The organism is Kitasatospora sp. NPDC028055 (genome assembly GCF_040637885.1).
Lineage (GTDB): Bacteria > Actinomycetota > Actinomycetes > Streptomycetales > Streptomycetaceae > Kitasatospora.
In genome coordinates this window covers 11,790-27,590 of the sequence record NZ_JBEZXE010000022.1, presented here as the reverse complement: position 1 = coordinate 27,590, position 15,801 = coordinate 11,790, and the positions used below count along the sequence as shown (strand labels likewise).

The 15,801-nt window shown below is 74.5% G+C and carries 13 protein-coding genes; 6 read left to right on the top strand and 7 right to left on the bottom strand.

Going from position 1 to position 15,801, the window contains the following annotated elements:
* Window positions 1-12: 12 nt before the first annotated feature.
* Both AB0F71_RS21945 and AB0F71_RS21940 read left to right on the top strand, forming a co-directional pair.
* Entirely contained in the window at window positions 13-276 is a 264-nt protein-coding gene (locus AB0F71_RS21945; protein ID WP_360237034.1) for a hypothetical protein, read from the top strand.
* 146 nt (window positions 277-422) lie between these two features.
* Complete coding sequence (locus tag AB0F71_RS21940) at window positions 423-1,115, top strand: hypothetical protein (RefSeq protein WP_360237031.1); 693 nt, start codon at window positions 423-425, stop codon at window positions 1,113-1,115.
* A gap of 15 nt (window positions 1,116-1,130) precedes the next feature.
* Here AB0F71_RS21940 and AB0F71_RS21935 read toward each other — a convergent pair whose 3' ends face one another.
* The 4 genes from AB0F71_RS21935 to asnB form a co-directional block, all read right to left on the bottom strand.
* Window positions 1,131-1,556 (bottom strand): hypothetical protein, encoded by a 426-nt coding sequence (locus AB0F71_RS21935; protein WP_360237028.1) that lies wholly within the window; start codon window positions 1,554-1,556, stop codon window positions 1,131-1,133.
* A gap of 77 nt (window positions 1,557-1,633) precedes the next feature.
* The gene (locus tag AB0F71_RS21930; RefSeq protein ID WP_360237025.1) at window positions 1,634-3,064 is read right to left on the bottom strand and encodes a pyridoxal-dependent decarboxylase; all 1,431 of its coding nucleotides are present in this window, start codon (window positions 3,062-3,064) and stop codon (window positions 1,634-1,636) included.
* A gap of 140 nt (window positions 3,065-3,204) precedes the next feature.
* Window positions 3,205-4,323, bottom strand: coding sequence for a hypothetical protein (locus tag AB0F71_RS21925; protein WP_360237022.1), 1,119 nt, complete (start codon window positions 4,321-4,323; stop codon window positions 3,205-3,207).
* Window positions 4,324-4,562: 239 nt separating this feature from the next.
* Window positions 4,563-6,419, bottom strand: a complete 1,857-nt coding sequence (gene asnB, locus AB0F71_RS21920) for an asparagine synthase (glutamine-hydrolyzing) (RefSeq protein WP_360237019.1) — start codon at window positions 6,417-6,419, stop codon at window positions 4,563-4,565.
* Between the two features lie 254 nt (window positions 6,420-6,673).
* Between asnB and AB0F71_RS21915 the strand changes: the two genes are divergently transcribed.
* On the top strand, window positions 6,674-6,949 hold the full coding sequence (locus AB0F71_RS21915; RefSeq protein ID WP_360237016.1) for a hypothetical protein: 276 nt from the start codon (window positions 6,674-6,676) through the stop codon (window positions 6,947-6,949).
* Between the two features lie 38 nt (window positions 6,950-6,987).
* Window positions 6,988-8,814 (top strand): glutamine--fructose-6-phosphate transaminase (isomerizing), encoded by a 1,827-nt coding sequence (gene glmS / locus AB0F71_RS21910; protein ID WP_360237013.1) that lies wholly within the window; start codon window positions 6,988-6,990, stop codon window positions 8,812-8,814.
* A gap of 3 nt (window positions 8,815-8,817) precedes the next feature.
* Here the strand turns inward: glmS and AB0F71_RS21905 are convergent, their stop codons facing one another.
* Both AB0F71_RS21905 and AB0F71_RS21900 read right to left on the bottom strand, forming a co-directional pair.
* On the bottom strand, window positions 8,818-10,389 hold the full coding sequence (locus AB0F71_RS21905; RefSeq protein WP_360237010.1) for a serine/threonine-protein kinase: 1,572 nt from the start codon (window positions 10,387-10,389) through the stop codon (window positions 8,818-8,820).
* A gap of 437 nt (window positions 10,390-10,826) precedes the next feature.
* On the bottom strand, window positions 10,827-12,173 hold the full coding sequence (locus AB0F71_RS21900; RefSeq protein WP_360237007.1) for a DUF2254 domain-containing protein: 1,347 nt from the start codon (window positions 12,171-12,173) through the stop codon (window positions 10,827-10,829).
* Window positions 12,174-12,369: 196 nt separating this feature from the next.
* Between AB0F71_RS21900 and AB0F71_RS21895 the strand changes: the two genes are divergently transcribed.
* Window positions 12,370-13,038: a HEAT repeat domain-containing protein gene (locus tag AB0F71_RS21895; protein WP_360237004.1), complete on the top strand. Its 669-nt coding sequence runs from the start codon at window positions 12,370-12,372 to the stop codon at window positions 13,036-13,038.
* A 26-nt stretch (window positions 13,039-13,064) separates the two neighbouring features.
* Window positions 13,065-14,087: a MerR family transcriptional regulator gene (locus tag AB0F71_RS21890; protein WP_360237001.1), complete on the top strand. Its 1,023-nt coding sequence runs from the start codon at window positions 13,065-13,067 to the stop codon at window positions 14,085-14,087.
* Between the two features lie 68 nt (window positions 14,088-14,155).
* On the opposite strand, the gene AB0F71_RS21885 is transcribed toward AB0F71_RS21890, so the two are convergent.
* Window positions 14,156-15,631 (bottom strand): hypothetical protein, encoded by a 1,476-nt coding sequence (locus AB0F71_RS21885; RefSeq protein ID WP_360236998.1) that lies wholly within the window; start codon window positions 15,629-15,631, stop codon window positions 14,156-14,158.
* Window positions 15,632-15,801: the final 170 nt, after the last annotated feature.

Genomic DNA, 15,801 nt, shown 5'->3' with positions numbered 1-15,801 from the left:
AGGGGCTCCATCATGCTTGCGAAGAACTCCGCACTGGCCACGGCCTGTTGCGCCCTGCTGCTGGCCGTGCCGCTCGCCCTCGCCCAGACGGCGGCCGCCGCCGGCAGCAACAACAACACCAGCAGCAACAACACCAGCATCAACACCAGCAGCAACAACGGCCCGAAGACCCCCCAGGAGGCGGCCGCCTGCAAGAGCGTCACCGGTGCGCTGCTCGGCGGCTTCGGCAGCATGCTGGGCAACGCGGTGTGCGTGGTGCAGCCCTCCCAGGGCTGACCCCCGGCCGCAGGACCGGCGGGCGCCCGATCGGGCGCCCGCCGCCGCCATTGACGTCGGCCCGGTTCCGAAAGGCGAGTGCGGGCCCTTCGCGTGCTGACGTATCATCCGGCGACCTGTTGAGCAGTTGATACAAGTGGGATGACATGGCGGACACGGCGGACACGGAGCACGAAGAACCGACCGGGAGACCCACCGGTCTCCAGGCGATCTGGGCCAACACCCTGGAGCCGGTGGCCCCGCTGCCCTGGTACCGCAGGATGTCCCGCGGCGTCTGGATCGGCGGCGCGGTGGTCGTCGCCCTGTTCGCCGGGCTCACCGTGGCCGCCGTCACCGGTGCGGGTGCCCCGCCCGCGCACCGGATCGTGCTGGCGGACCGGATCGGTGACCAGGAGCGGATGCCGGACACCAGCGAGGTCACCGCGGAGCGCAACCGCCTGCATCGGAACCTGACCGCGCTGAGCCGCTACCGGGACGTGTCGGTGGCGGGCTACGGCCCCGCGGGCTCGGGCCGCACCACCCTGCTGGTCGCCGCGATGACGGGGGGCTTCCCGGACGCCCGGGGGGAGTTGGACGCACAGTTCGGAGCGGTCTGGGGCGCCGATTCGACCAGTGACACCCAGGAGCCGGTGCGCAGCCGCCGGGACTACCCGGCCGGGCCGCTCGGCGGAGCGATGGACTGCGCGGTCCTGGGCGATTCCACCGACGCCCGGACCCTCTGCATCTGGGCGGACGGAACGACGGTCGGCGCCGTGATCGACACGTCAGGCACGGCCCGGCCGGACGACCTGGCGAAGCGGGCCCTGGAGATCCGGACCGCCGTCGAGGTCGAGGACTGAGCGGATCCGCGCCGCTCAGGCGATCCGGGTCGGGGTGTCCTCGACGGTGTGACCGGTGGTGGTGAGCAGGGCGGTGAGGGCCGCCGGGTCCAGGGAGTGGGGGGTTTGGAGGAAGAGCTCGTCCGCCGTGGGGTGGCGGTGGAGCGAGAGCAGGGTGATCCGGTGGTCGGCGAGCGTGCTGTGGGTGTGGGCGAGGGTGGTGGTGCGGACCCGCCAGACCGTCGTCGGGGGCGGGGCGTGCGGGGACCACCAGGCGTGCAGCAGGGTGACGGCGAGCAGTGCGAGGGCCGAGGTGGCGAGGACGAGCGCGCCGTCGGAGCCGTGCAGGACGACCTTCGCGATCAGGTCGGCCGCGGTGACGGAGAGGAAGGCGGCGGCCAGCTCGACGGTGTCGCGGCGCCAGCGGCGGGCACGGTGGGCGGAAGGCTGCGAGTTCTCCATGGCCTCCACCGTGCCCGACCGGTGTTTCCTGATCGCGACCCGTCCGTGACTCGGTGGTTAAGGTCGGCGCCGGTGTGTTACGACAACAGCGTGCGGGCGGCGGCCCGGACCTCGTCGACCAGCAGGCGCAGGTCCTCCTCGGTGGTCGCGGCGTTGAGCAGGCAGGCCCGGAGCATCTCGTGCCCGCCGAGCCGGGCGCCGGTGACGAAGACCCGGCCGCGCCGCTGGACGGCGGCCGGCAGCTCGCGGTTGAGGGCGTCGCGGGCCGCCGCGTCCAGCCCGGGCGCCCGGTGGCGGAACGCCACGATGGACGTCTGCACCTCCGCGAGCAGCTCCAACTCCCCGTCGGCCGCGACGAGTTCACCGAGCCGGCGGGCGAGTGCGGTGCACCGGGCGATGTCCTGGGCGAGGCCGGTGCGGCCGCGGTGGGCGATGGTGGCCCAGACCTTGAGGGCGCGGAACGGGCGGGTCTGCTCGGTGCCGTACTCGGAGAACCAGCCGAGCTCCCCGGCCGTCTCGTCGCGCAGGTAGGACGGGACGAGGCTGAACGTGCCGCGCAGTTCGCCGGTGTCCCGGACCAGGGCGCAGCCGCAGTCCACCGGGACGCCGAGCCACTTGTGCGGGTCGAGGGCGAGCGAGTCGGCGCGCTCCAGGCCCGCGTAGCGGTGGGCGATGGCGGGGTCGAGCCGGCCGAAGGCGCCGTACGCGCCGTCGACGTGCAGCCACAGGCCCTGCTCCTGGCAGAGGTCGGCGATCGGGTCGAAGGCGTCCACCGCGCCGGTGCCGACGGTGCCGGCCGAGGCGACCACCAGGAAGGGGAGCAGTCCGGCGGCGCGGTCGCGTTCGACGGCGGCGCGCAGTTCGGCGGGGTCGAGCAGCCCGTCGGGGCCGGTGGCGACGGTACGCAGGTGGCGGCTGCCGAGGCCGAGGAGCTCGGCGGCCTTGCGGACGCAGGAGTGGGTCTCGCCGGTGACGTAGCCGACCAGCGGCGGCAGCCCGGCCAGGCCCTCCTCGCGGAGGTCGTGGCCGGCCCGGCGGGCGGCCCGGTTGCGGGCGGCGGCCAGGCAGACGATGGTCGCCATCGAGGTGCCGGAGGTGAGCAGTCCGCCGCCGGCCGGGTGCGGGAAGCCGACCAGTTCGGCGATCCAGCGGACCACGGCGCGCTCCAGGTGGACATCGGCGTGGTCGCCGCCGGCCGAGCTGGGGTTCATCGCGGCGGCGGCGAGGGTGGCGAGCACCCCGGCGGGGGCGGGCGCGGAGTTCACCCAGCCGAAGAAGCGCGGGTTGCCGTTGCCCATGGGGTGGGGCAGGACGTCCCGGCCGATGGCCTCGACGAGTTCGGCGAGCGGGCGGCCCTCGGCGGGCAGCGGGGCGTCGAGCAGGGCGCCGCGTGCCGCGTCGTCCATGGGCTGCCAGACGGGACGGCCGGGGAGTTCGGCGAGGTAGTCGGAGACGAGGTCGGCGGTGGCGTGGGCGGCGGCGCGGAAGTCGGTCCTGCGGGTGTCCATCGGGCGTGCTCCGGCGGTGTGGGGGAGGCGCGGCGTCCTCGGCGCACCGGGTGGTCAGCCGATGGTACGGAACGGGCCCGCGCCGTGCGGCGCGGGCCCGGGGAGCGGGACGAGGCGGGAGCGGGACCGGTCGGTCGAGGTCAGTCGAGGGAGGAGGAGAGTCCGCCCGCGGAGCGGCAGTAGCCCTGCATCTCCTTGTTGGTGATCTTCGCGCAGAGCCGCCCGGCCGCGCCGCCGTCCGTGTAGTTGACCGTGTAGTAGCTGACCAGCCCCTCCGCGCAGGCCTTGCGCTGCCAGCCGTCGGCGGCGGTGGCGCACTGCTGGGCGGCCCAGTCCTCGCGGTCCAGGTTGTACTTCATGGTCCGGGAGCCGACCCCGCGGCTGCAGTCCACCGCCCCGCCGCTGGCCTTGCCGTTGAGGCACCACTTGAGGGCGTCGGCGTAGACCTCGGGGTGGTTCGGGTAGTCGTGCGAGGACAGGTAGAAGGTCGGGGCGTAGAAGTAGCAGGCGGACTGGAACAGCGAGGGCTGGTCCTTGCACGGGTACAGCGGGTCCTGGGCGAGCTTGTCGGCGGGCAGGTTGGCCTTGGCCTGCTCGTCCTCCTCGTCCGGGCCGAAGAGCTGCATGAAGAGGCCCTCGGAGCAGCGGATCCGGTTCTGGTCGGAGGTGAACTTGTTGCACAGGTCGCGCGCCTTGGCGACGTCCTGCTTGGCGACGAACATGGTGCCGTGGCCGACGCCGTGGATGCAGGGGCCGCTGTTCTTGGGGGCGCACAGCTTGAGCAGGTCCACCTCGGGCTGGGTGGAGGCGTTGAGCATCTCCTCGACCGCGCCGTGCAGGTAGCCGGCCGCGCAGGTCTCGTGCGGGAAGGAGATGACCTTCTGGAAGTCGGCGTTGAAGCGCTTGACCGCCGCGTGGCCGAGCTCGTGCGCGATCGGGTGGCAGAAGCGCACGGTGTACGGCTTCTCCTTGGTGATCCGGTCGAGGTCGGCGAGGGCGACACCGGGGTCGGTGGCGTCCATCTCGGCCATCATCTTGTTGCGCAGCGTCGAGCGGGTCCACACCGCCGGGTCGCCGGTGGGGGTGGCGCTCGCGGCGCCGACCGTGACCGGCTGGGCACCGGCACCAGCACCGGCGCCGCCACCCGCGCCCGGACCGGCGACGGCCGTGGCGGGCTTCCAGTCGGTGACGGCCACCGAGCCCAGGCCCAGGACGCCCAGGAGCACGGCGGTGAGAATCGCGAAGACTCGCGGCTGCATGACGGGATCCCCCGGCGGATCGAGGTGAACGGTTCGCTCCCATCCTGACGGCACCGGGAGCGCGATCCCGCGTTTTCGCCCGCCATTCGGGAGGTGTCGGCGACGCTACCGCATGGCCGGGAGGCCCCGGCGGGCCGGGACGGCTCCCGGCGGGCGGGGGCTCCCGGCGGACCACCCGTTCGGGGTGGTGCGCCGTGGGCCGGGTGCGCCTCGCGCCCTCCGTGCGGGGGGACGGTGCGTCAGAGCTCCAGCGTCACCCGGTACTCCGTCAGCCAGACGTCGAGGTCCAGCGCCAGGTCGACGCCCAGCCGCACCGACCCGGGGTCGGTGTCGGGGGCGAGCGCGTCGGCCAGCCGCCGCCGGTCCAGCAGCTCCAGCGCCGGGGAGGTCCGTTCGGCGGCGAGCCGGGCGAGGTCGGCGCGCAGCAGCTGCGGGTAGCGCGGGTCGGCGGTGATCGGGTACGGGCTCTTCACCCGGTCGGCGACCTCGGCCGGCAGCAGGTCCCGGACGGCGGCGCGCAGCAGGCTCTTCTGCTGCCCGTCGAAGGTCTTCACCGCCCACGGCGTGTTGAAGACGTACTGCACCAGCCGGTGGTCGCAGAACGGCACCCGCACCTCCAGTCCGTTGGCCCGGCTCATCCGCTCGTTGCGGTCGAGCAGCACGCCGGAGAAGCGGGTGAGGTTGAGGTACGACACCTCGCGCATCCGCCGTTCCACCGGGTCGGCGGAGGGCAGGTGCGGGACTTCGGCGAGCGCCGTCCGGTACTGGGCCCGGCGGTGGCCGGCCAGGTCGAGCTTGCGCAGCAGGTCGGCGTCGAGCAGCTGCTCGCGCGGGGCGGAGCCAGGTCCGGCCAGGCCGCCGTCGAGCCGGGCGGCCCAGGGGAAGTCGTCGGCGGCGATCGCGGCCGGGTCGTGGAACCAGGGGTAGCCGCCGAACAGCTCGTCCGCGGCCTCGCCGGACAGGGCGACGGCGGCCCGCTCCCGGACGCGGCGGAAGAGCAGCAGCAGGGCGGCGTCCAGGTCGGCGAGCCCGCCCGGGAGGTCCCGGGCGCGCAGCACGGCGTGGCCGCGGCGCAGCTCGGTGAGCTCGGCGGCGTCCAGCGCGATCACGTCGTGCTCGGCGCCGACGTGCCGGGCGAGCATCCGGGCGTACGGGCCGTCCGGCGTCGAGCGGGCCGGGTCGGGGTGGAGGTCCTCGTCCCGGCCGGTGAAGTCCACCGCGAGGGTGCGCAGCGGGCCGGCCCCCGTCCGGCGCAGCGCCGCCGCGGCGAGGGCGGTGAGGGCGCTGGAGTCCAGGCCGCCGGAGAGCAGCGAGCAGAGCGGCAGGTCCGAATCGAGCTGGCGGTGGACGATGTCCTCCAGCAGGGCCCGGACGGTGGCGATCGTGGACTCCAGGGAGTCGACGTGCTCGCGCGCCTCCAGCCCCCAGTAGCGGCGCTCCGTGACGCCGCCGCGGCGCACCCGGACCAGGTGCCCGGGACGGACCTCGTGGACGCCCCGGTACGGGGTGGCGCCCGGCGTGCGGGTGAGCGAGAGCAGTTCGCGCAGCCCGTCCAGGTCGACCACCGCGCGGACCGCGGGGTGGGCCAGCACCGCCCCGGCGCCGGAGCCGAACACCACGCCGTCCGGGGTGGGGTGGTAGTGCAGCGGTTTGACGCCCAGCCGGTCGCGGACCAGCAGCAGCTCCTCGTGCCGGGAGTCCCAGATCGCGAAGGCGTAGGCGCCGTTGAGCCGCTCGGCCAGGCCCTCGCCCCACTCCAGGTAGCCGAGCAGTACGACCTCGGCGGCGTCCCGGGTGCGGAAGCGGTGACCGGCCGCCTCCAGTTCCGCGCGCAGCTCGCGGTGGTTGTGGACCTCGCCGCCGAAGGCGAGCACGGCCAGTGGGCGGCCGTCGTGTTCGACGGACAGCGGCCGCGCCCCGCCGTCGGCGGCTCCGGCCGCTCCGGGGCGGCGGTGGCCGAGCGCGGCGTGCGGCTCCAGGTGGACGCCGCCGGCCTCCGGGCCGCGGCAGACCTGGGTGGCCGTCATGGCTTCGAGGACGTCGCGCTCGGCGGTGAGGTCGCGGTCGAAGGCGACCCATCCGGTGATCCCGCACATCAGCAAGCCCTCCGGTCTTCGGGTTGGTGTGCTTCGGGTTCGTGTGCCTCGGGTTCGTGTGCCTCGGGTTCGTGTGTTTCGGGCACGTGTGGCGGGGGTCACGGTACGGGCGCCCTCGGCGCGGCATCAAGAGCCTGTCCGGAAGGTGACGGCAGGGGGTCCGCGCGGTTACCCGGGCCGAAAGTCGCGAAGCCTGCCCGAATTCGGGCAAGATCTTTGGCTTCGGCGAGCCGGTCCACCTAGAGTTCTCATTCGTGCCGAGCTCACCCCACCCTCACGAAGACCTCCTCGCCCACCTCTCCCGGACCAGCCCGCTCGGGCCCCGGGAAGCGGCGCGGGTCGTGGCGGAGGTGCTGGCGTACTTCTCCGAGACCACCGAGGAGTACGTCCGTCGCCGCCACGGCGAGCTGCAGGCACGCGGCCTCACCAACGAACGGATCTTCGCCCGGCTCGCCGAGGAGCTGCCCGCCCGCCGCGTCGCGGCGCCGGAGCTCTCGGCCCGTCAGCTGCGCCGGATCGTCTACGGCTGAGCCCCGGGTTCATTCGCTATTTCTGGAGGAGTCCACGCATGTGCGGAATCGTGGCCTACATCGGCCCCAAGGACGCGACCCCCTTCCTGCTGGAAGGACTGGCCCGGCTGGAGTACCGCGGCTACGACTCGGCCGGCGTCGCCGTCGCCGGGCGCACCGGCGGCATCAAGCTCCGCAAGGTGAAGGGCCGGGTCGCCGACCTCGCCGCCGCCGTGCCGGCCCGCTTCAAGGGCGGCACCGGCATCGGCCACACCCGCTGGGCCACCCACGGCGTGCCCAGCGACGCCAACGCGCACCCGCACCTGGACAACGCCGAGCGGATCGCCGTCGTGCACAACGGCATCATCGAGAACGCCGACGAACTGCGCGCCAAGCTCACCGCCGACGGCGCGGTCTTCCGCTCCGAGACCGACACCGAGGTGCTCTCCCACCTGATCGCCGCGCACACCGCCGAGGGCGTCGAGCTGGAGGACGCCGTCCGCGCCGCGCTCGGCCGGGTCGTCGGCACCTACGGCATCGCGGTGCTCGACGCCGAGCAGCCCGACCGCATCGTGGTCGCCCGCAACGGCAGCCCGATCGTGCTCGGCATCGGCGAGAAGGAGATGTTCGCCGCCTCCGACGTCTCCGCCCTGGTCCGCTACACCCGCCAGGTGGTGCACCTGGAGGACGGCGAGCTCGCCACCGTCCGCGCCGACGGCTTCCGCACCTTCACCGCGGACGCCCGTACCACCCACCGCCAGCCGTCCACCGTCGACTGGGAGATCGACTCCTTCGACACCGGCGGCTACGACCACTACCTGCTCAAGGAGATCCACGAGCAGCCCACCTCCGTCGAGCGCACCCTCAGCGGCCGGCTCGACGAGCGGTTCAGCACCGCCCACCTCGGCGGCCTCAACCTGGACGCCCGGGAGCTGCGCGAGATCCGCCGGGTGAAGATCCTCGGCTGCGGATCCGCCTACTACGCGGGCGAGATGGGTGCCCAGCTGATCGAGGAGCTGGCCCGCATCCCCGCCCACAGCGAGCCCGCCTCGGAGTTCCGCTACCGCAACCCGGTGATCGAGGCCGACACCCTGTACGTCGCGGTCAGCCAGTCCGGCGAGACCTACGACACCCTCGCCGCCGTCCAGGAGATCAAGCGCAAGGGCGGCCGGGTCCTCGGCGTCGTGAACACCGTGGGCAGCGCGATCGCCCGCGAGTGCGACGGCGGCATCTACCTGCACGCCGGGCCCGAGGTCTCCGTCGCCTCCACCAAGGCGTTCACCTCCACCGTGGTCGCCTTCGCCCTGCTCGCCCTGCACTTCGGCCGGATCCACGACCTCTCGCCGGCCGACGGCCGCCGGATTGTCTCCGCCCTCCAGGCGCTGCCCGACCAGATCCGCGAGGTGCTCGACCAGTCCGACGCGATCGCGAAGCTGGCGGCCGAGTACGCCGACTCCGTCGGGATGATGTTCATCGGCCGGGTCCGCGGCTACCCGGTGGCCCGGGAAGGCGCGCAGAAGCTCAAGGAGATCTCCTACGTCCACGCCGAGGCCTACCCGGCGAGCGAGCTCAAGCACGGGCCGCTGGCCCTGATCAGCCCCGAGCTGCCGACCGTGGCCCTCGTCCCGGACGACGAGCTGCTGGACAAGAACCTCACCACCCTCGGCGAGATCAAGGCCCGCTCCGGCCGGGTCATCGCGGTCGCCCACCGCCGGCCCGAGGACAAGCTGGCCGACCACTGCATCCTGGTCCCCAAGAGCGAGCCCGAGCTGGACCCGCTGCTCCTCAACATCCCGCTCCAGCTGCTCGCCTACCACGCGGCGGTCGCCCTCGGCCGGGACGTGGACAAGCCGCGCAACCTGGCGAAGAGCGTGACGGTGGAGTAGCCGTCAGCTGTCGGATCCCCGGGCCCCGGTCGCTGTGCGGACGACCGGGGCCCGGTCCGCGCGCGCCGTCCGGACGTGCTGCCTGATCAGGGCGGCCAGGGTCAGCACGGCGGCGGCGTGCAGCAGCCACCAGCCGGCCCCGAAGGTCAGCGCGAGGTTCGCCTGCAGCGTGGGCGGCAGCCTGCGGGCGAGGTCGTCGGGGCCCACGGTGAAGTCCACGCCGATGAGAGCGCAGGGCAGCGGCAGGGCGCAGACGTACCCGAGGCGCCGCAGGGCCGGGTACGGGCGATGCGGCAGGGCGGCCGCGCAGACCAGGGCGAGCAGGGCGGGCACCAGCCACACCCAGGACAGGAAGCCGATGGCCCGCTCCGTGTCGGCGATCCCGAGCGCGGAGTACAGCGGGAAGCCCGATCCGGACGCGTGATTGATGGCGGCGACCGTCTGCGGGGTCACGTTCCCGCCGGCCTCGAGGCTGACGGTGCCGCCGGTCAGCAGTAGCGAGACGCCGTACACGGCGAGCAGCCCGGCCGGCACCAGGACGGACGCGAGCAGGCGCCCCCGGCGGCCGGTCGGTGCGGGCAGGCCCGGTTCTCCCGGCCGGCCCGGGAGGGTCGGCGGGGCGACCAGTGGTGCGACCGGCTGGGTGACCGCTGGGGAGACCGGTTGGGTGGCGAGCGCGGTCGGCGGGTGCGCGGGCCGGGCCGGCGGCAGCGGCTGGTGCGGTAGTGGTGGCCGGTGCTCGGCGAGCAGGGCGGCCGCCTGCGCGCCGCTGAGGCGGGCGTTCGGGTCCTTCGCCAGCAGGCCGTCGATCAGCGGGGCCAGCGGGCCGGCCAGGGCCATCGGCGGCGCCTGTTCGAACAGCACGGCGGTGAGCGTCGCCACCGGGGTGTCCCGGCGGAACGGCGGCCGGCCCTCGACGGCCTGGTAGAGCGTGGCACCGAGCGAGAACAGGTCGCCCGCCGGGGCCGCGGGGCTGCCGTGGGCGCGCTCGGGCGCGAGGTAGTCGACCGAGCCGATGAAGGCGCCCGAGGCGGTGAGAGCGGTCTGGTCCTGCTGCACGGCGATCCCGAAGTCGGCGAGCAGCACGCCGCCGTCGTCGGCCAGCATGATGTTCGCCGGCTTCACGTCGCGGTGCACGATCCCCGCCTGGTGCGCGGCGCCGAGCGCGGCGAGCACGGCCTCGGCGACCGTCACCGCTTCGGCGGTCGGGAGCGGGCCCTCCCGGGCGATCCGCTCCTCCAGGGACCGGCCGACGACCAGTTGCATCACCGTCCACGGCACGCCGCCGTCGATCACCACGTCGTGGACGCCGACGACGTTCGGGTGGTCGCGCAGCCGGGCCGCGTGCCGGGCCTCCCGCTGGGCGCGCAGCAGCCGCTCGGAGTGCTCCTCGGGCGAGGCGGCTGGCGGCAGTTGGACCTCCTTGACGGCCACGTCCACGCCGAGCACCTCGTCGTGGGCCTGCCAGACGCTGCCGAAACCGCCCGCCCCGAGCTGCCGCGCCAGCCGGTACCGGCCGCCGACCAGCCGCCCCGCCGAGGTCACGGCCGCAACGCCGTCCCCGCTGTCCGTCACCGTCGGTTCCCCCGTTCCCCGGCCTGTACGTCCGCCACAGTCTGGCAGAGCCGGTACGGCCGACGGAGGGGGAGGGTGGGGGAGGGTGGCGCGGTGGTGGTGCGGTTTTGAGATGCCGACGGGTTGTCATGACTGAAACACCGTCAGGCTGGGCATAACGACGTGGACCCACCGAAGGGCCCGGCTGACGCTCCCCCACGAGCGCAACCGGGCCCCGGGCCGGCGATCGGGCCTGGGCGTGACTCCCCCCACGGAGTGGCGACCAGGCCCGCAGCGTGTTCAACCAGCGATACGCAGAGTACATGTCATATCCACTTAGCGCTACCGAGTTCCGTGCTTCCGTTCCGGGCCCCCGGGCGGGCCCCCGGGCGGGCCCCCGGGCGGGCCCCCGGGCGGGCCCTGGGGCAGGGGTCAGGGGCAGGGCCCAGGGGCAGGGGTCAGCCCGACCGGCCGGCCCGGGCGTAGGCGGCCAGGACCGAGAGGTAGCGGCGTCGGACGTCGTCGCGGTCGGCGGCCTCCGGGACGGACTCCAGGTTGAGGCGTTCGATCATCTCCGCCTGTTCGAGCAGGACCCGGCGCTGCTGTTCGGTCCGGGTCTCCGCCATGATCTCGGCCAGCGCGTCCAGCTGGCGGATCAGCACGGCGGGCATGCCGTGGGCGGCCTGGCGGATCTTCTCGAACGACCGCTGGACCAGCCGCTCGTAGCTCACCGGGACGGTCATCACCCGGATGTACCCGGCCTCGTCGCGGTGGACGGGGTTCGGGTCCCAGCGGGCGGCGATCCGGCACAGGCCCTCGCCCAGCCAGTCGATGCAGGTCAGGGCGGTGAAGGTGTCGTTGACGGCGGTGGACAGGGCCCGGATGGCGATCTCCACCAACTGGTCGACGGCGAAGGCGATGTCCTGGGCGAGGGTGCGGGTCGAGCCGACGACATGGGCGCGGGCGAAGCTGCGGGCCACCTCGGGCGCGGCCGCGGGCGGCCAGACGGTGGCCAGCTGGTGGCCCTGGACGAGGAAGTGCCCCGGCCGGTGGTCCAGCCGGATGACGGCGTCGAGCTCCGTGGCCATCCGGACCAGCGTGCGGTGCCGGACGAACTGGAGGTAGCCGCTGGCGGGGGCCGGGACCGTCGCCCCCGAGGTGTCCAGCCGGACGTTCAGCTCCGCGGCCGTCGGCCCCGCGCCGCCCCCGGTCGGCCGGTCCGACCTGCCCGCGCCCGCTTCGATCGCCTCCGACAGCTCCGCCGCGATGCTCGCGATCACCCGGGGCAGCTGGATGGAGGTGGCGATGTGGTGGATGAAGTAGATCAGTACGGCGAGGTCGAGCATGACCAGCACCATGCACGCGGTGATCGACAGATGGGGGACGAAGTCACCCCTCGGGCCCGGTCCGATGACGACCAGCGAGAGGATCGCGAAGACGAACGTCCCGACGAAGGTGCCCAGGGTCATCTGGGTGGTCCGGTCCCGGATGAAGGTGCGCAGCATCCGCGGCCCGAACTGGGTGGAGGCCAGGGTGAGCGTCACGATCATGATCGAGAACACCACGCCGACCACGGTGATCAGCGCCGCCGCGATCGCCGCCAGGATCTGCCGCGCCGAGTCCGCCGTCCCGCTGATCACCCAGGACGGCAGGCCCAGCGTCCCGTCGTAGGCGCCCCGGTCCAGCGCGACCGTGACCGCGAACAGGGCCGCGGCGAACCCGACCTCCAGCACCGGGACGACCCACAGGTTGGTCCGCAGCGCCTCGCGCCGCCACTGTGCCTCCAGGTGGACACCGCGGATCACCTCGCCCACCTCCGTACGCCCGGCCCGTCGGCACACCCCCCTCGCTCACTCCCCGGACCCACCCTAGGTTCCCGGCGGCCTCCCGGCTCGGCGCCCGCTCGGCGGTGCCGGCCCGCTCGGCCCTGGCCGCTCAACCTCGTCCGCTTGACCTTGACACCGTGACAAGCCCTTCACTGGCGTCCAGGAGGTGGTCCTGATGACGACGACGTCGACCGAGGACGCGAACACGGTGCGGGTGCTGCGGGGGCTGGCGCACGACGACCCGTCGGTACGGCTGCGGGCCGCGCTGGCCGTCGGTACGAACCCCGACCCGGGGTTCGTCGACGGGCTGGTCGAGCGGTGCGCCGTCGAGCCCGACTTCCCGGTGCGGGAGATGCTCACCTGGGCGCTCACCCGCCATCCGGCGGCGGTGGCCGTCCCGCCGCTGCTCGAGGAGGTCCGCTCGGAGCGCGCCCAGGCGCGGAGCCAGGCGCTGCACACCCTGTCCAAGATCGGGGACCCCCTGGCGTGGCCGGCCGTCACCCCGGCGCTGCTGTCCGACCCCGACGAGGAGGTGGCCCGCAGCGCCTGGCGGGCCGCGGTCGTGCTGGCGCCCGAGGACGAGCGGCCCGCCCTGGCCGTAGGGTTGGCGACGCAGTTCGGGCGCGGCGGCCGGGAGGCGCAGCTGAGCCTCAGCCGGGCGCTGGTCGCGCTCGGGGAGGCGGCGGCGCCGGTCCTGACGGCCGCGACGGCGGATCCCGATCCCCGGGTGCGCGCCCACGCGCTCGCCACGGAGGCGCTGCGCCGCGACCCGGACGCCGGCTTCGAGTCGGCGATCGAGGAGGCGAAGCGGATCGCCGTCCTCGGGACCGACCGGGAGGGGTAGCAGGGCATGTCGATCGGTGGTGGACGGTGTTGATCGGTGAGGTCGCCCGGCGGTCCGGGGTCAGTGCCCGGATGCTCAGGCACTACGAGTCGCTCGGCCTGGTACGGCCGTCGGGCCGCACCGGCTCCGGCTACCGGGAGTACTCCGACGCGGACATCCGGCGGATCTTCCACATCGAGAGCCTGCGCTCCCTCGGCCTGTCGCTGCACGACGTCGGGCGGGCGCTGGACGACCCGGGCTTCACGCCCTCGGGGCTGGTCGACGACCTCGTCGCCCGCACGCTGGAGCGCATCGCGGCGGAGACCGAACTGCTGACGCGGCTGCGCCGGATCGGTGCGGCCGAGCCCGCCGGCTGGGAGGACGTCCTGCGGACCGTCGCGCTGCTCCACGGGCTGGAGTCGAAGAGCGCGGGGGCGCGCCAGCGCGCGGCCCTTGCCGCGGCCGAGGACGCCCCCGTCCCCTTGGAGGCGCTGGCCGAGGCGGTGCTGGCCGAGTCGGACCCGAACGCCGCCGGGGCCCTGCGGTGGGCGTTGGCGCAGGCCGGCGAGGCGGCGGTGGCCGTGTTGGCGCCGGGCCTCGGCTCGCCCTCGGCCGAGGTGCGGGAACGCGCCGTCCGGTCCGTCGCCGAGATCCCGGCCGACGCGGCGACTGCGCTGCTGCGGGACGCCCTGGCCGGCCCCGATCCGGTGGTCCGCCGGTACGCGGCCCTGGCGCTCGGGGCCAGGCGGGTGGCCGACGCCGTCCCGACGCTCATCGACATGATCGTCGAGGAGCGCAACGACGCCGACGCGGCGGATGCGCTGGCCGAGCTGGCCAACGGCGCCGCCGACGCCGGTGACCCCGCCCTGGCGGACCGGATCGCCGGGCGGCTCGTCGAGCGCCTGGCCCGGGACGGGGTCGACCAGCCCGCCCGGCGGCGGCTGACCCAGGCGCTCGCGGACATCCCGGGGAGCACGGCGGCGGGCGCGCTCGCCGGGCTGGCGCGGGACGGCGACCGGGTGGTCGCGCTCACGGCGGCGTACGTGCTCACGCTGCGCGGCGCGCGGTAGCGGCCTGCCGCGCGCCGCGTAGCCGCGTAACCGCATAGCCGCGCGGCCGAGCGGTGGCGGTGGGCCGGTCAGCCGGCGCTGCTGATCCGCAGGACGCCGGTGGTGGTGCCCTGGTAGACCACGCCGCCGGGGGCGATGGAGCCGACCATCTGGAGGGTGTCGAAGAGGAAGCCCGCGCCGAGGTAGTGGGTGCGGGTGACGCTGCCGGTGCGGGGGTCGATCTCGGCGTAGTCGTACGGATCGAGGATCGAGGTGGCGTCGGTGCCCGGGATGACCGGCCGGCGCAGCACGGTGTGGATCAGGCCGTCGCCGGTGGACAGCCTCGGCACGGCGGCGGAGCGCACGGTGGTGTCCCAGACGAGGTCGCAGCCGGAGCCGTCGGCGCGGACGTCGACCCGGCTGAGGCCGCCGGAGAAGCGGCCGGACGCGGGCACGCTGGGCCCGGCGTCGGCGGGCAGCTTGGGGTACGGGTAGCCGTAGGTGCTCGCGACGAAGACGGCGTTCCCGGCGCCGACCGGGGAGTTCTCGCTGCCGCTGCCGCCCGCCCTGAGGACCGGGACGGAGCAGACCTCGGAGCCGTCGGCGGTGCGCTGGACCAGCAGGTGCACGGTCGGCGCGGCGTTGTCGACGACGGTGACGTACTCGGTGCCGGTGCGCGGGCCGAAGAAGGTCGGCGTGGAGCCGGTGCCCCAGCTGAGCTGTCCGGGCTTGCGGCCCGGTCCGCGGTCGTACGGCCGGCGCCAGGCGATGCGCGGAGTGCCGTCGGCCTCGGCGGTCAGCAGGTAGGTGGCGTGGGTGGTGGCCACCAGGGTGCCGGCCGGGGCGGTGGAGATGGAGTTGGCGACCTTCTCCCCGGCCGGGAGGGCGAGGGTGCGGACGGTCCCGGTGCGGTCGTCGGCGGTGCCCACCACCCCGCCGCCGGTGGCGAACCAGACCCGGCCCTGCCAGTCCGGGGACAGGCCGGTCACGGCGTCGCCCTCGGGCACGGCGCCGGCCAGCGACAGCCGGCTGTCCACGGTCAGCGCCCAGGCGCCGGTGGCGGTGCGGTGGTGGCCGATCCGCAGCAGGTCGCGGTTGCCGTCCACCACGACCAGGCGGTCGTCCTGGTCCAGGTAGGCGTACACGCCGCCGAGCAACGAGCCCTTGGCGATGGGGAGTTCGGCGACGGAACCGCCGTCGGCCGGGTCGAGCAGGTGGACCGTCGGGACGAGGCCGAAGATCGTGGTGCAGAGCGCGACCGGGCGTCCGTCCGAGCCGACCAGCACCGTCGGGCAGGCGGACTGGAGGGCCACCCGCTCCGAGTCGAGCGGGCCGGGCCCCGGGCCGGGCAGCGGGGTGGCGTCGGAGGAGCCGGTGTCGCCGTGCATGGTGGCGGTACCGTCGGGCCCCGCGTACGGGTTGTGCGGGGGGAGCGGACCGAACGGTCCGGTGGCGGACGGGTCGGTGGCGGACGGGCCGGTGGCCTGGGTCGGGCCGGTGGCGTGGGCCGGGACGGCGAGGGTCAGCAGGGTGGCGGTCACGAGTGCGGGCAGCGCGAGGCGCATGGGAGTCCCCATCGGGAGGAGGAGTGGGCGGCGTGGTGGTGCACGTGATCGCCCGGATGGGGTTCCCGACGGCGCCGGGGGCGCCGGGCTGATCACCGCGTCAGAGCGCGCGGTGACAGATCGCCGAGCACGCGTGCCCGAGGTCGACGTCGAGTCGACGGCTCAGGTGC

Coding starts and splice junctions, on each gene's coding strand:
- asnB (WP_360237019.1), bottom strand. CDS start 6,419: ATGTGCGGGATCACCGGATGGGTCGCCTTCGACCGCGACCTCACCGCC.
- AB0F71_RS21940 (WP_360237031.1), top strand. CDS start 423: ATGGCGGACACGGCGGACACGGAGCACGAAGAACCGACCGGGAGACCC.
- AB0F71_RS21930 (WP_360237025.1), bottom strand. CDS start 3,064: ATGGACACCCGCAGGACCGACTTCCGCGCCGCCGCCCACGCCACCGCC.
- AB0F71_RS21885 (WP_360236998.1), bottom strand. CDS start 15,631: ATGCGCCTCGCGCTGCCCGCACTCGTGACCGCCACCCTGCTGACCCTC.
- glmS (WP_360237013.1), top strand. CDS start 6,988: ATGTGCGGAATCGTGGCCTACATCGGCCCCAAGGACGCGACCCCCTTC.
- AB0F71_RS21935 (WP_360237028.1), bottom strand. CDS start 1,556: ATGGAGAACTCGCAGCCTTCCGCCCACCGTGCCCGCCGCTGGCGCCGC.
- AB0F71_RS21895 (WP_360237004.1), top strand. CDS start 12,370: ATGACGACGACGTCGACCGAGGACGCGAACACGGTGCGGGTGCTGCGG.
- AB0F71_RS21945 (WP_360237034.1), top strand. CDS start 13: ATGCTTGCGAAGAACTCCGCACTGGCCACGGCCTGTTGCGCCCTGCTG.
- AB0F71_RS21925 (WP_360237022.1), bottom strand. CDS start 4,323: ATGCAGCCGCGAGTCTTCGCGATTCTCACCGCCGTGCTCCTGGGCGTC.